Origin of the sequence: Paenibacillus taiwanensis DSM 18679 (assembly GCF_000425125.1) — a bacterium.
GTDB lineage: Bacteria > Bacillota > Bacilli > Paenibacillales > Paenibacillaceae > Paenibacillus_B > Paenibacillus_B taiwanensis.
The window spans coordinates 233458-248341 of sequence record NZ_KE384308.1; the positions used below are offsets into that span (position 1 = coordinate 233458).

The 14884-nt window shown below is 44.9% G+C and carries 11 protein-coding genes and 1 pseudogene; 1 reads left to right on the forward strand and 11 read right to left on the reverse strand.

The annotated features are described in order from the left end of the window. Positions 1-295 precede the first annotated feature (295 nt). From H509_RS0119550 to H509_RS26030, 4 genes are all read right to left on the reverse strand, one after another. Positions 296-1165, reverse strand: coding sequence for a hypothetical protein (locus H509_RS0119550; protein WP_028546573.1), 870 nt, complete (start codon positions 1163-1165; stop codon positions 296-298). A 170-nt stretch (positions 1166-1335) separates the two neighbouring features. Further along, positions 1336-2586 carry an alpha-helical endospore appendage domain-containing protein gene (locus tag H509_RS26910; RefSeq protein WP_281169759.1) on the reverse strand — a complete coding sequence of 417 codons (1251 nt, stop codon included), beginning with the start codon at positions 2584-2586 and terminating at the stop codon, positions 1336-1338. Positions 2587-2618: 32 nt separating this feature from the next. Next, entirely contained in the window at positions 2619-3845 is a 1227-nt protein-coding gene (locus H509_RS27795; RefSeq protein ID WP_036698195.1) for an alpha-helical endospore appendage domain-containing protein, read from the reverse strand. 74 nt (positions 3846-3919) lie between these two features. Beyond that, positions 3920-5155 carry an alpha-helical endospore appendage domain-containing protein gene (locus H509_RS26030; protein ID WP_036698198.1) on the reverse strand — a complete coding sequence of 412 codons (1236 nt, stop codon included), beginning with the start codon at positions 5153-5155 and terminating at the stop codon, positions 3920-3922. Between the two features lie 323 nt (positions 5156-5478). Here H509_RS26030 and H509_RS0119575 point away from each other — a divergent pair, with 323 nt between their 5' ends. Next, the gene (locus H509_RS0119575; protein WP_028546575.1) at positions 5479-6147 is read left to right on the forward strand and encodes a class I SAM-dependent methyltransferase; all 669 of its coding nucleotides are present in this window, start codon (positions 5479-5481) and stop codon (positions 6145-6147) included. Between the two features lie 128 nt (positions 6148-6275). Here H509_RS0119575 and H509_RS26915 read toward each other — a convergent pair whose 3' ends face one another. The 7 genes and pseudogenes from H509_RS26915 to H509_RS0119615 all read right to left on the reverse strand — a co-directional run. Beyond that, positions 6276-7520, reverse strand: a complete 1245-nt coding sequence (locus H509_RS26915) for a glycosyltransferase family 2 protein (RefSeq protein ID WP_051287428.1) — start codon at positions 7518-7520, stop codon at positions 6276-6278. Beyond that, on the reverse strand, positions 7517-9781 hold the full coding sequence (locus tag H509_RS27800; protein WP_245596194.1) for a glycosyltransferase: 2265 nt from the start codon (positions 9779-9781) through the stop codon (positions 7517-7519). The genes H509_RS26915 and H509_RS27800 overlap by 4 nt, the downstream gene beginning before the upstream one ends. A 77-nt stretch (positions 9782-9858) precedes the next feature. After that, entirely contained in the window at positions 9859-10524 is a 666-nt protein-coding gene (locus H509_RS0119595; protein WP_028546576.1) for a glycosyltransferase family protein, read from the reverse strand. Between the two features lie 204 nt (positions 10525-10728). Beyond that, on the reverse strand, positions 10729-12114 hold the full coding sequence (locus H509_RS0119600; RefSeq protein WP_028546577.1) for a hypothetical protein: 1386 nt from the start codon (positions 12112-12114) through the stop codon (positions 10729-10731). A 224-nt stretch (positions 12115-12338) separates the two neighbouring features. Continuing rightward, positions 12339-13460, reverse strand: a complete 1122-nt coding sequence (locus tag H509_RS0119605) for a glycosyltransferase (RefSeq protein WP_036698200.1) — start codon at positions 13458-13460, stop codon at positions 12339-12341. Positions 13461-13802: 342 nt separating this feature from the next. Beyond that, positions 13803-14117 (reverse strand): alpha-helical endospore appendage domain-containing protein, encoded by a 315-nt coding sequence (locus tag H509_RS0119610; RefSeq protein ID WP_028546579.1) that lies wholly within the window; start codon positions 14115-14117, stop codon positions 13803-13805. Positions 14118-14416: 299 nt separating this feature from the next. Then, a pseudogene (locus H509_RS0119615) lies at positions 14417-14884 on the reverse strand (hypothetical protein); the annotation flags it as partial.

Here is a 14884-nt window from a genome sequence, read left to right on the forward strand (position 1 = left end):
AGCTCCTATTACCTGTACTTTGTATTGCTGATCCATTTTAAACCTTGAATTTCATTCACCGTTTCAAAATAGGGTCATCTGTTGCAGCTCCGTATCTTTACCATCAGGCTCAGAACAGATCACAATTTTATATTTTTAATGAGATTAATTATTAATGATGCTGCTTGATTTGAAAGCAACATGCTTGCATATGTACGCCCATATCCGTTTCAGAACGATAAACTCTTGTAGGAAGGGGGCTACGATCACCCCCTGTTTTGACATAGATGCTTGTTTACGTTTAATGTACACCCTGTTATCCAATTTGCATAATGTTAATATTTGCTGCAACAAATTTGATTTCTTCGAGATTTGTATTAATAAGCTTTAATTGATTTGTGCCTGGGCCAGTATTAAAAACCGCTGACCCCGCCCCGCCTGATCGCAGTGCTCCATCCGCTAGCGGTGGAGCTATGGACAGGCTTTGATACATCGGCTGATCATTTAAGGTTAGCAGGACGCGAACAGGCAAGTTATCCACCCACGGGCATTCAATAAAGTTATAAGATGCAAAATAGGTTACATTGGGAGCTAACGAAATAAAGGTAGGCGTATCACTGTTAAAAACAATACCTGCACCATTAACGACTTCTGCCTTCAAGAATGGCACCGGCTCATTATGTCCCACATCTACATAGCCATACCCATAAATACCTGCGTTGTTGGCGGTAACTGATGAAGCCCCTGCAGTTAATATTTCGGTAATCCGGATATTTACCCCGCTAAAGTTAACACCTGTAACTCCCACTGGCGGAAACCCTACGAGCTGCAGCACGCTTGGATTTGGAACAGTCGGCGTGTTAAATACAACACCGCCTGATGCACTTGCTACAGGCGTATTTTGTCCAGGAGGGATAGCTGTTGGAAAAGAGAGCACCTGTGAACCTGGAATAAGTACGTTGTTTAAGCGGAACTCTGCGGATACGACCTTCCCTATAGTTGGTGTACTGAATTCTGCATTATATTCCGCAAAATAAGTAGTACTTGGAGCAAGCGTAATGTTGGAGAGCCCTTGCAACTTAATAGCCGATCCATTTTGAACAATCGTTGCCAGCATCGCGGGAGCCCCATTTACAGGTATAGCTCCACATCCTCCAGAACACCCAAAATCTGCACTACTTGCCATCCGAAATCACCTTCCCTTACACCTAAATCCGCTAAAGCGAGTGTCAAATGAATACGACTGCTTGCGACAGGATGTAACTTACAGTACATAACTTACAGAGCGTATATACAGTACGTATTCATCTGACACTGCACATTTTTTATCATTTGTTAAATCAACAACATAAAAGGCTACTCCAACTTAATAATCGTCATCGTTGTTTGATCGAACGCACGATCTACTGCTTCCATGTTCACTAGCGTTAATACGCTTGGTGCGCCGCTTGCCGTATTAATGATCGTATTTGATATGAGCGAGGTTATGGCTTGCGGAGCGCCAGGCAATGATTGCATCTGTGACTCCGTTCCAGGAATGAGTGTGCCATTTAGCTCCAGTCCTACATGCGCAGTAATTGTACCCGCTGTTGGCAGCTCTGCTTTTGTACGATATGCAATATAGTAAGTTTGATCAGGAGCGAGCAGTACGTCTGTTGAGCCTGGTGTATGCGTAATCTCTGTACCATTTAACGTGAAATTCTCCGCTAACGGAATTGCACTTCCAGGTGTAACGAGGACAGAATCAACCGTTCTAAAAAAAGCATTGTTCGTCGTAATTTGGACGCCGGTTTCACCCGTTGGCCCTGTCTCTCCCGTCGCACCTGTTGCGCCGATAGCACCGGTTGCGCCGGTAGCTCCCGTCGCGCCCGTTGGACCTGTAATACTGCCACCTGTCGGGCCCGTCGGACCTGTAACGCAAGGACACTCGCCTGTAGCTCCCGTTGCTCCAATTGGCCCTGTATTTCCGCTAACACCGGTTGCGCCTGGCAAACCTGTGCTGCCTTGCGGGCCTATAACCCCTGTCGCCCCGGTGGGTCCCACAGCTCCCTGGGCCCCGGTTGGTCCTGTAGGCCCTGTTTGCCCAGCTCCTCCGTCAGGACCTGGTGCTCCGGTAGAGCCAGTTACTCCCGTTACCCCCGTAATACCTGGAGGACCTGATACACCGGTTACTCCATCGGGACCAACAGGACCTGTCGTTCCATCTGGGCCACTTACACCCGTTGCACCTACAGCACCTGTGGCTCCAGTGCCGCCCGTGCTGCCCGTTACACCATCCGCTCCGACAGCACCCGTTGCACCGGTAGGACCTTTTAAAGGTGTATTAATGATTTGCTCCAGCTTCGAATCCAACGTCATTTCAACTTTAAGCGCATCTATAATGGTTTGTTTGACACTGCTGTTGACGGCAAGCAGTTCGCTAATTGTGGCAGGGATCGTTAATCCCGGTATTGTACCCAACACATATTGAAGCTTCTCAGCTTCCGCATTGATAATATGACTAATGCCTAGTTCTTCTAATGCAACAGATGCAATTAATAAATTGAGTGAATCATTTAATGTAACTGTAATACTCGGCGTAATGTTAGGGATGTTTGCCTGTGACATAGTTTTCACTCCCTTGCCTGACTGTCCTTATTTTAATTGAGTGCAAATATACTTATATTCACATTCTGATTGTTGTCTGATCTCGAAAATAGTCTAATTGTGGATGGTCCGCCTGCAGGTGCATCTACAATAACGCTGCCCTTTATCGTTACAAAATCGCCTGCTGGATTGCTCATAAATATAGTAAGCACAGCTATTCCATTAAACTCGAGAATAGCGTCAAGACCACCGGCAGGAGCATTATCATCTACGTCTACTTGAGCTGCAATATAGTACGTATGTCCACCCGCAAGCTCTATCGTATCCGAGCCAGGAGTGTGTGTAATAAGCGTTCCACTCAACAGTCGATTCGTATCTAACGTCAGAAAACCTTGTGGACCTGCATCACCCACGGTCACGATGCTGGCAAAATCGGCTGTCGCAAGTGCAGCTGCTCCTGTTATACCTGTTGCACCCGTCGCCCCGGTTAGACCGGTCGCGCCCGTCGATCCGCTTACACCAGTTGCTCCTGTCGGGCCCGTTGCGCCTGGATCGCCTGTTGCTCCTGTCGCTCCAGTTGGACATCCCGTTGGGCATGTGCCGGTAGGACCAATTGGTCCGTCCAGTCCTGTCGCCCCTGTTGCGCCCGTCGCTCCAGTATCTCCTGTTGCGCCTGTCGGTCCTGTATCCCCCGTTGCCCCAGCAGGGCCAACACTTCCCGTTGCGCCGGTTGCACCTGTCGCTCCGGTGGCTCCTGTACTACCCGTTGCACCTGATATTCCCGTTTGCCCCGTCGCACCCGTTGCACCCGTAGGAGCCGTGGGGCCTGTTGGTCCTGTAGGCCCCACTCCCCCGGTATCTCCCGTCGCTCCGGTCGAGCCTGCGGCTCCAGCAGGACCTGTAGGGCCTGTTGCTCCTAGTTCTCCCGTTGCGCCGGTCGGCCCCGTTGCTCCTGTTGCACCTGCCGGTCCTGTTGCACCTCTGGACACATCCTGCTGTAATAATCCATCCAGCTTCATCGCTAATAACATTTCATTTTTAAGCAGCGTTTTAAGGTTGCCGCTTATGCTTGTGTTTAAGTTAAGCAGATCACTAATCGTGGCCGCACCGCTTATACCAGGCAATGTGCCAAGCAAATACTGAAGCTTCTCTCCTTCAGCACTCAAAATATGACTAATTCCTAGCTCCTCTATCGCGATTGAAGAAAGCAGTAAAGGGATAACCTCGTCTCTTGAAATTAGAATAGTAGGTGTAATATTGGGAATGTTCGCCTGTGACATCTAAGGTTCACTCCTTATCATCCTCCCAGTGTCCAAGACATAGGAGATACTGAAAAAAATGAGGATATTCAGCACTATTGCAATGCAATGACCGAAATCGATACGTTTGAGAAATCAGTCGCTACCCCTGAGGTATTAATAATTTCTAACGTTCCTGGGGTACCTCCCGTTTGAATAATGGTATGGGAGGACAATTCGACAGGCACTCCCGCAGAGGTATCATAACTGGCGGTCGTATTCACGACATTAACACCGTTAAATCGAAGTGTGGCCGCTGCTGTAGTACCGGCCGTAGTAGCTTGCGTCTCATAATCAACAAAGTACGTGTGGTTCGGTTCTAACGTGATCGTCGAAGTGAGCGGTGTGTGTGTAATTAACGTCCCATTAACAGTATGATTCGTGTTTAAAATGAGTGGTGCACCGTCAGCAACCGTCTGTGTTCCCTCTGTTACAAAGTTTGCATTGTTAACCGTGATGAGGATACCGGTCACTCCCGTCGCCCCGGTAAATCCTGTTACGCCGGTTTCACCCGTCGCCCCTGCCTCACCGGTAGCACCAGTTGCACCCGTAGCTCCGACCCCATCAGGACCCGTTGGACCTGTTGGGCCTGGCGGACAATCAGGTGGGCATGGTCCTGTTAAACCTGTCGCTCCTGTCGGACCGTCGGGACCAGCGGCTCCGTCTGCACCGACTACTCCACTCGGTCCTGCGGCTCCTGCGGGACCGTCTGGTCCGGTATCCCCTGTCGGGCCCGTGGCTCCTGCAGGTCCAGCTGCTCCGTCTGCACCTGTCGCTCCTGTCCCGCCTGTAACGCCTACCGGCCCAGTAGCACCAACCGCGCCGTCCGCGCCGCTCGCTCCTGTTGCCCCTGTCGGTCCTGTCGCACCCGTCGCTCCTGTTGCTCCTGTAGCACCTGCCCCTCCAGTCGCTCCTGTCACACCAGTAGCACCTGCAGGGCCTGTTACGCCAATCCCCGTCGCTCCTGTAGAGCCTGTTGCACCCGTTGGTCCAGTTGAAACTTCAGATTCCATAACCCTCTTCAGCTTTGCTTCCAGCACCAGTTCTTTAGCAATAACAACTTGCATCATTTCCCTAACACTCGAATTAATTTGCAAAATGTCGCTAATGCTTGCTGTCTGACTCAGTCCTGGCAGGGTGCCAAGAGCATACTGAATCTTCTCTGCTTCTGCATTAACGATGTGCCCTAGCCCTAACTCTTCTAGTGCTATCGACGCAAGAACTAAATTGATGGCATCGTCACGAGTAATCGTAATCTGGGGTGAAATGTTAGGAATATTCGCTTGTGACATGTACGGACTCCTCCCTACAAACAATACTTGATCTCCTTCTTGTGCTCATGCACACCAAACCTTACTTTTACGAAATGGACAGGCTTCAGTCTGAAATAACCTTAGTATTGTATGATTTATACATATCAGTTGTGTGGATTGCTAGTATTTCTTCCTTAAAAAATGAAGTATATACACCTAAATACAAACGTATGTTTCTCACAACTGAACATACTGCTTAGTGAACTAATTGTGATATCTATTCATATACTTAATCTAAGTAAACTACTGAAAATGAAGCCGTTGGACATCGTTTTTGAAAAATAAGACAAAGTAGGTGAAGCATGACTAACTGGAACCAGTATCATCCTGTTTTTGAATACGAGCAAGTTGACTCACGTGTCTTACAGCATTCTGCGTGGGTAGGCCATCGTCAATTTAGCTACGATTTAGTTCGATCATGTCAACCTCGACTGTTAGTTGAATTAGGTACCCATTGGGGAGCTTCATTTTTTAGCATGTGCCAAGGGATAAAGGATGGGAACTTGTCGACTTTATGTTACGCCGTAGATACTTGGCTAGGCGACCCTCATTCTGGGGGATACAATGTTGAAGTGTTTCATAACGTCTCAAAGATCACCTCCTCCTTATATTCTCGCCATACGACGCTTCTTCGTACTACCTTTGACGAAGCACTGGCCCAATTTCAGGATGATTCCATTGATTTGCTGCATATTGATGGTTTTCATCAATACGAAGCGGTAAAACATGATTATGAATCATGGCTACCGAAAGTAGCACCTGACGGAATTATGTTATTCCATGATATTTCCGTGCATGGCTTTGGATTTGGCGTGTGGAAATTGTGGGCTGAACTCAAGGAGCAGTATCCCGCGCTGCAATTTGAGCATTCAGGCGGATTAGGTATTTTATTTCCAAAAGGTGTGCATGCGTCTTGCAAACAACTAATTGAACGATGGGAGGAACTTAAAAGCAGCTACGAAAGCAGGTAACATGCAACACACATAAGCGTGTCTTTGCTAGCCCACTTGATGCATGTAACCAAACTATACTTTATGAACAAAACGCGCAAACGTCTGTAAGGACATTGCGCGTTTTGTAGTTCGTATGGAAGTATAATTTAGGTGACGATCTCCGCAGCATATAACTTAGAAGGAACACATTTAATCTCAATTTCACTCTCCTGCACTTCACGTTCGTACAAGTTGAAATCGTCCAAGTAAGGAAATGGAAATGAATGATGGAACAGTCTTACTTGATAGCTATCGTTTAAAATACCATGATTTTCACACTGCATACATACAGCTGCAACTTCAGGATGAATCGATCGCTTTAAAACTCTCAGCTTTCTTCTGTCCTCATCCGATATATATTCCCCTGCCTCAAGCAACAAAATATAAGGCCCCGCAGACTGCTCAATCCCTAGCTTCCACAGCTTGATCTTGTTTCGCTCACGATGTCCATCTACATATTTAGCGCCATAAGAGGATGCGATTTCTTCGCATTCACCCCGTTGATCGATAAGAACAACTTCATCTGCAACCTCTTTTATAGATGCTAACGTCAGAGCAGGGTCTGTAGACTTAGAGGTGACTAACACACAGCAAGTTAAGCGAATATCTTCTTTATAAATTAAATCAAAAATATCGGCTCCCCATTTTTCCTTTGCCCGATGTCGATTAACGGCCATCAGATGCTGCACATTGTCTTTTTTGATATCATTCATAGTGGCATGACCAACGTGATGAATAAAACTGGCATTAGCAATGAGCAAACGGTAACCAGCACGTGCCACCCGCAAACATAAATCATCATCTTCGAAATTTCCAAGCCCGTATAACTCGTCAAAGCCGCCAACTTCATCAAGTACGGAACGTCTCACCAGCATACAAAATCCGATCAGCCGTCTTACTTCTGTTGTACTTCCTTGGTGACGCTTAGCATGTTCACTTGCAAATGAATTAAGGTCAAGCAAATCGGTATACGTCACGGGTATAATCTGGTGCCCGCTCGAATAGTTGGTAAGCGGTCCTACCATACCAATATCAGGGCTGGAATATAACACTTCCAACATGGATGTCAGCCACTGGGGCGTCACGACAGTATCATTGTTTAAGAACAAAATCGTTTCTCCAGTAGCTACGGCCAAACCCTGATTGCAACCTGCTGCAAAGCCAGCGTTATCCTCGTTACAAATGAGTGTAATATCCGGTTGAATTTTTAAATAGGTTGGCGTCAAATCTGCGGAACCGTTATCCACTACGATAATTTCATACGGCTGAGGGGTGTATTTACGAATACTTTCCAGACATAGGACGGTCAGATGGAATTGGTTTCGTGTCAGTATAATAATACTCGTCTTCAAAGAACTTCCCTCCCGCCGCCAGTTGTCGCAAGCTCGAACCGTTCCCCTAGTTTAAGCTTAAAATAATCACGATTGTATAGCATACTTGGATGGTCTGGTAAATAACTGAGCGCAATTTCATTGTGGTAACATGCCCGCTCCGTTTGACCGAGTTGGTCATAACTTACGCATAATTTTAAGTGCGGAACCCAAGTCCATGTAGATTTTTGAGTCATCGTAAGTTGGTCAGAAGGAATAACGAGCTGCGTTGCCTGTTCGAACCAGTAAATGGCTTGATGGTGACGCTGATTGTTCAGCATAATCTCACCGATCTGACAACAGATATCGGAGTGTGGTTTGTCAAATTCGAAGGAGCGGAACAGCGCAGAAAGACGCTGGCTTTCATTGTTCAGCTTATCGTGACAAGATTCCATCTTCAGACACGCTTGAATACAGTCTTCCACCCATCCTTGATTGGTTTGCAAAAATTTCTCATAGAACTCGAGAGCATCTTCATATCGTGCATGGTCCTTTAATTCGTTCGCGTAATAATACAAGTCGCGTGGTGTAAATTGTTCGCCTCTTGCTAACCTATTTTCATAGATCCGCAAGTTACGATCCGTGTACTGCTTATCTTTTTTATGATATACAGCAATTTCACTATGTTGAATTTGTCCACCAACTGCTAAATATTCATGCACGGGACCGTGCCACATAAAATTTGCATCCCGTCGTACAAGCCGGTTACGTCTAATCGAAAATAAAGGTTCCCCGGCCTCGTTTGTGCTCAGCACATAAGCCATAGTTACACTTTTGACCTCACGCGATAAAGTTTGCTTTAATTGCTTAAACGCTTCATAGTCTTTCTGCTCGATGACATCGTCGGCATCCAACCACAAAATATACTCCTGCGTTGCTTTGCTGAATGCATAGTTCCTTGCAGCTCCAAAGTCATCAATCCATTCAAAATCATATATTTTGGCGTTGTTCTGCGCCGCAATTTCTTTTGTTCGATCCGTTGAGCCAGTATCTACAACAATAATCTCATCTACGAGTCCCACTACACTGTCCAGACAACGCTGCAAGCTCTCTTCTTCGTTTCGTACGATCATACATAAGCTGATTTTGATGGAAGCAGCTTCTACTTGTTCTTGCTGAATCAGACGTGCAAGGGCTTCTTGCGCTTTGTCATGCTGGTTATATGCTGCAAGACATTGCCCATAAGCATGCACAGCTTCCCGAGGCTGACCAAGTTTCTCGTAGCATAGTCCGATATGATACCAGGCATGGAAGCTGCCCACCCCACGCAGCGTAAGATGCTGTAAGTTCTCCTCCCCTATCGTGAGACAATGTTGAAAAGCCTCTAGTGCAAGTTGATGCTTTTGTTTATGGAACAAAATGATTCCTTTGTAAAAATAAAGATCAACGTAGTCTGGATAGAGCTGAATCGCCCGCTCAATGGATGGCCAGCCCCCCTCATAACTTCCGTTAGCCAGAAGAGCATCATATTTTAATTTGTAACATAATGAAGGCGGCAATTTGCTCCGTTCAATGAATCCCTTAATGCTCACGTTCACTTGTGCATAAGCCTGCTCATATTGTTCCAGCCGATAATACTCACTGGCCAGATGATAATCAACCCACGGGCTGTATCCTTCTTTCTGTTTTTCTTGCTCAAGTAACTTCCTATTCCGTTCGGACTTTTCACGATTTTTGACATGTACGTCCATGTAGCCATAATGATGCACCTTTACAGGCAGCACATGCACATTAAAACTCGTCCCTAACACGTCATATACATTTAATTGCTCGTGAATAGCACCATTAAATCGAAAGCCTCTATGATTACGGAAAAGTCGGTGATGACGGACAAGGAAGGCAAGGTCTTTATTAGCAGGCTCTGCACCAATGTAGTTAATCAGTTCAATGACGGCGATGTCAGCGTCCTGCACCGCCAATATGTCGCGTATTAAAGGTGCCGTATCCTGATCGAGCTGCTCATCCGCATCCAACCATAAGATCCAATCTCCTGTAGCTTGCTGTAGACTGTAGTTTCGTGCCGCTGCGAAGTCGTTTTTCCACTCCATCGTGTAAACTTGTGCCCCGTAGGATTCACATATCGCGACCGTGTCATCGGCTGATCCGGTATCCACAACGATGATTTCATCTACGACATCTTTCACACGATGAAGACAAGTACCAACAAGTGCCGCTTCATCTTTTACAATCATACATAAAGACAAACGTCCTTTTACCGGAATGACCGTGTTCATCTCATCCATCCTTGACATCCTTTCGTGAAGAAGACATGTATCACTCGCCGCCATAACTGCTAATATGTAGCCTATTAACAATGCTTTTATGACATATAATGCTGTACAAATATTTTCCGATAATGCTCGTAACGGAGCCGATCAAAATCTTCTCCATTGTAATGAATGCACCAAGGGCTTTGTAAAACGGGAACACCCACTACATGACCAGCACGCTGCATTTCCATCGAATGGGAGGAATCATAAAAATGAAACCCGTCGAATAGATCTTCTCGCCAAGGAATATCTACTTTTGTTGCCATAAACAATCCGTCAATAGCCTGAACAGCAATGTAATCAGACTTTTCATGCCAGCCATGATCAAAACGAAGGAGCTGATACGTATCCCGTCGATGCTCAATCACTTGACCCGCAAGCTTTGTTCCTTCCCACCAGATTCCGTTGGTAGGCATATCTACACACCCGGCAAGCCCCACCATTCCGAGAGCCGGATGACAATGAAATAACTGTAACAAGTCAATCAGCATTCCTCGATGAATGAGGAAAGTATCCTGATGTATATAAATCTTGAAAGCCGCTTCCATCGAAACGGCATAGTTATATCCGCTCGCCATGCTATGTGCGTTACGGATGTCATAAATTCCAACCGAATATCCAGGTGGTACAATTAAATTGGCAACCTGCCTTTTCGTTTGCTGGTATAAGGAATCGTTATTGACACATATTACAAACAGGATCCGCTGTAATTCCATCACGCCCTCGATCCTTTCCGCTGCTATCATAGGTGCCTCATGGATAAATGAGCAGAATGGAGCTATTCGAAATGTTATTGTGATTGTACTCCTGCATAGCTATGTGCCCCACACTTCTCATCTCAACTTCTAATCCAAAAAAACAAAAAAACGCACAAGATGTAACATATATATGCTTCCAAAAATAAGTTCATACGTTGTAAATTACGCATCCAAAACGACGATACTTAGCGCCAAGTAATTAAAATGGGTTGGTGTATTCGTCAAGTTAATAATTTTTAGTATTTGTATTCCTTCACCTGTCTGGAAGATGGCCGTGCCAGATGCCTGTGAACCACTTTGTCCCTGTATGCCGCTTTGCACAGCAACACCACCTGCGTGCTTACCGTTTAGTCTCAACTCCGTGCATAGTGGAACAGAATGAAATGGACGTCTCGCATGCACCTGATAAGTGACATGGTACTTATGAAGTGGTGCCAACAAAATGTCACCTGAACCCGGCGTATGTTGAATCATGTCGCCTCTGATCGTATGCATGTGTAAAGGCACGCTGGATAAAAAAGACACTTCTGCAAATGGGACAAGCTCGAAACCGTCGCCACTATAGAAATAGGCATGATTTGTGGCCGCCAAGCTGGATATAAATCCGATTTGCCTTTTAGGTTCTATCTTTTCAGCAGCGGTTTCCACTTTGCCAGATACGGGAGGCGGGGCCAAGTCAATATCATAGTTATCAAACAAAAGTGAAGACTTCGAGCTTTCGTGATCAGTTTCCTGTACCGGCAAATCATATGGAATTGTTTCCACGAGTTGTTGTTCTTCCACCAAACGAGCTTCCTCATCCGATACATTGTATCGTTCCATTTCAAGTTCAACGGGAAGAGCGCTCTCGTCCGAAATAATCGCTTCTTCCACTTGGGCGTTAAGGTCTGACATTACCTCGCTTGCGCTTGGAACCTGCTCTTGCTCTTGCTCTTGCTCTTGCTCAGAATGAATGTGACATATCTCTTCGTTGAGTTCAACGACCTCTGCAACAACCTCATCAATCTCTTTCATTTCTGGAAGCTCCAGGAGCACAGCTTTCATTAATTCAGCAGGTGCAGCCTCTTCTTCGGCTGCTGCCGTTTCATCTGCAACAGGTTTCACCAACCCCGAAGGTGTTGGGAAATTAGCTGCATCTTCAGGAGTAAAATCAGTTATTGTTGCTTCACCGTACACTTCCTTCGAGTCTTGTAACGCTTGGCTATCGGGTTCTTTAACAGCTTGTGGCGTATGATCCACCAAGCTATGCAGCGTCACTTCCTTCTTCTGGGAAAGAACACGACCCGTAAGCTGTTGCTCCAATTTACGAATAATAGAATTTTCTTGTTTTATAGTTGAACGCAATACAGACATCGTTAATTGATTCATGTTGGCAATATCCTTTAATATTTGTAAGATTGTAGCGGGTTCGTCTGGATCTTCAACGTGTGTGATTGCATTTTTATACACTTTATTAGTATTCTGAATCTCCAATAAATCCAAATGATCAGTACAATCGGGCTGAGCATTTGGTACTTCAGAGGAGTCATGCCCAACGAAGGGAGTCATGTCAATCACTTCCTTTCCATTTATACGTATACCGTTATCCTTCACTTGCTAATGTTAGCTCCCGAATAGTCCGCATTTGGGTATATATACTGTATATGACACCTCACGTACATTGGTGAATTGAATGACTATGTCTTTTAATACCAAATACATGTACCGTTACATAACAAAAACATCCCTTCCGACGTATTGGAAAAGATGTTTTTGTTATGTATACAAGCAACTCAGTTACTTAGGCTGCCGCTTATTTGCCCTAAAGCTTCCTGTGCTGGTTTATAATCCGGGAAGAGCTGAATTGCAGCTTCATACGCTTGAACAGCACGTTCTGTATGCCCCAATTTCTCTTGGCATAGGCCGATATAATAACTTGCATGAAAACTCCCCACACCTTTTAGTGTCAAGTGCTTAATATTGTCCTCACCCAATATCATACATTGTTGGAATACTTCAATAGCTCGTTCATACCATTCCTTCAAATAATAAATAACACCCTTGTAAAAGTACAAATCTACATAATCAGGGTACATTTGAATGGCTCTATCTATCCCTTGCCACGCTCCCTCTACACTTCCTAGCGTAATTAGAATCGAATATTTTAGTTTGTATAATAAAGATGGTGGTGCTTTTCGTTCTTGAAGAAAATGTACAATACCTAGATTCACATATTCAAACGCCTTGTCATACTGCTTGAGGCGATAGTATTCTGTCGCAATATGATATTTGATCCAAGGATGATGGTCTTCTTTAACGAGCTCTTGTTCAAGGAGACGGATATTTCGTTCTGATTTCTTTTTATTTATGACGTATTCATTCATATAGCCATAATGATAAATTTTGAGGGGCAACGTTTGCTTTTGGGTAGGATCATAATCGGGTATCACTTCTTCCAGATTTAACATTTCATGTATTGGATTTTTAAATTTAAATCCGATATGATTGCGGAACATACGGGAATGTGCAATATGAAAGGCATCATTTTCATCAGGTTCATTCCCAATATAATTTATTAAATGAATCCATAGCAGTGATTCCGAAGCTGCATTTACATGTTGTTTTAATTGTAAAGCATCATTAGCATCTAATTCTTCGTCCGCATCCATCCATAAAATCCAATCGCCTGTTGCAAATTGAAGCCCGTAGTTTCTGGCATCGGCAAAATGCTCATTCCATGCATACTCCACAATTTGCGCATCAAAGGATCGGCAAATGTCAACGGTGTTGTCAGTAGATCCTGTGTCTACAATAATGATTTCATCGACTGCATGTTTAACGCTATTCAAACAACGTGCAATACAGTCTTCTTCATTTTTAACAATCATACATAACGATATTTTCGGATATGCCATACCTATTCCTCCTACCCACTTCAGATGAAATGAACGCTCTATTAGTGACGATATGCGTGATGTGGAGCCCACAGAACTCACAGTAAAGAGGTTAAACGCATGTCAAATAGACTGCCGATATGATACGGCAGCCTATTTGATGGAGAGGAGAGACGTTTGTCGTTCTGGAGTTGGTCTTACACAAATTGATCTATGTGAACAAGTCAACATTATGAAGTTGGAACGAGTGGAATGAAGAGCAGGGTCGAGCAACTACATTAGCCTATGTCGTAAAATATGATAGCACCTAATCTTTACTCAACTTAGATGTATGCACTTCTTTTATAGGGAGCGTTTAGATGATTAAGGCGTTATTGGCAGATTGCTTAAAATGTTTTCCAATTTGAATTGCAGCAAGATTTGTGTCTTGATGACATCTTGGAGTGTTCTTTGTACACTGCTGTCGATATCAAGCAAGTTAGAAATCGTAGCCGCAGGAGACACTGTTACGCCTCCAGGCAATGTACCCAACACATACTGAATTTTCTCTGCTTCAGCATTTACAATGTGAGCAAGAGCTAATTCTTCAAGAGCAATAGATGCCAGTAACAGGTTAACCGAATCACCAGCTGTAATAGAAATCGTTGGGGTAATATTAGGGATATTCGCTTGAGACATACTCAGATCACCTCATAATTTTTTTAAATTCTGGTCTTTCACATTCCAAATCATTACTGCTGTTGCACATCAATCACAGGTCAAACCATTCACGATGCTCATCTTTGCTATAGTATTCGCTCTTCCCTCTCCTATCGACTCGCTCCCTCTATGTCTATGCACCATAGCCTATCCAACTGAACCAATTCGAATATATTTTATTTCAAGCTTCATACCAGGCCCTAGTCACAACAATTTCGTAACTGAGGGCCAATTACAGCAGGTTTCGTGCGGCTGTTTTTGAATAGCCTCGAATCGATCTACGCTAAACGAACAATCGTTAGCGAGGCACCTGGAACACCATCAGAGGCAGTCGTTGTATCGGAATTACGATCATTATACATTTGGAGCACACTCGGTGTGCCACCTGTCGTTAGAATAAAGTTACCTGATAATTGTTCCTCAACTCCCGTAGCGCCACCATTTCCAACATGACTACCGAACAGAGGAATACCATCTAATCGAAGGGCAAAGCCAATGCCCTCAGATGGAAGCTGGAAGCCTTCCAAATAACTTAAAATCAGGTAAGTGTTATTAGGAGCAAGCGTAATATCGGTAGATCCTGGCGTATGCGTAATATCCGTACCATTAATCGCAAGGTTTACTTCAAATATATAAGCATTTCCAGGTTCAACCGTTTGTTGTACGAAGCTTGCCACTTTTGCACTATTGGCTGCTGCTCCTGCGCCTGTCGCACCTGTCGCTCCCGTAGCTCCTGCTTCGCCCGT

Excerpts from the sequence above, each read along its gene's own strand:
- H509_RS0119550 (WP_028546573.1), bottom strand. The coding sequence starts at position 1,165 with ATGGCAAGTAGTGCAGATTTTGGGTGTTCTGGAGGATGTGGAGCTATA.
- H509_RS26910 (WP_281169759.1), bottom strand. The coding sequence starts at position 2,586 with ATGTCACAGGCAAACATCCCTAACATTACGCCGAGTATTACAGTTACA.
- H509_RS27795 (WP_036698195.1), bottom strand. The coding sequence starts at position 3,845 with ATGTCACAGGCGAACATTCCCAATATTACACCTACTATTCTAATTTCA.
- H509_RS26030 (WP_036698198.1), bottom strand. The coding sequence starts at position 5,155 with ATGTCACAAGCGAATATTCCTAACATTTCACCCCAGATTACGATTACT.
- H509_RS0119575 (WP_028546575.1), top strand. The coding sequence starts at position 5,479 with ATGACTAACTGGAACCAGTATCATCCTGTTTTTGAATACGAGCAAGTT.
- H509_RS27800 (WP_245596194.1), bottom strand. The coding sequence starts at position 9,781 with ATGGATGAGATGAACACGGTCATTCCGGTAAAAGGACGTTTGTCTTTA.
- H509_RS0119595 (WP_028546576.1), bottom strand. The coding sequence starts at position 10,524 with ATGGAATTACAGCGGATCCTGTTTGTAATATGTGTCAATAACGATTCC.
- H509_RS0119600 (WP_028546577.1), bottom strand. The coding sequence starts at position 12,114 with ATGACTCCCTTCGTTGGGCATGACTCCTCTGAAGTACCAAATGCTCAG.
- H509_RS0119605 (WP_036698200.1), bottom strand. The coding sequence starts at position 13,460 with ATGGCATATCCGAAAATATCGTTATGTATGATTGTTAAAAATGAAGAA.
- H509_RS0119610 (WP_028546579.1), bottom strand. The coding sequence starts at position 14,117 with ATGTCTCAAGCGAATATCCCTAATATTACCCCAACGATTTCTATTACA.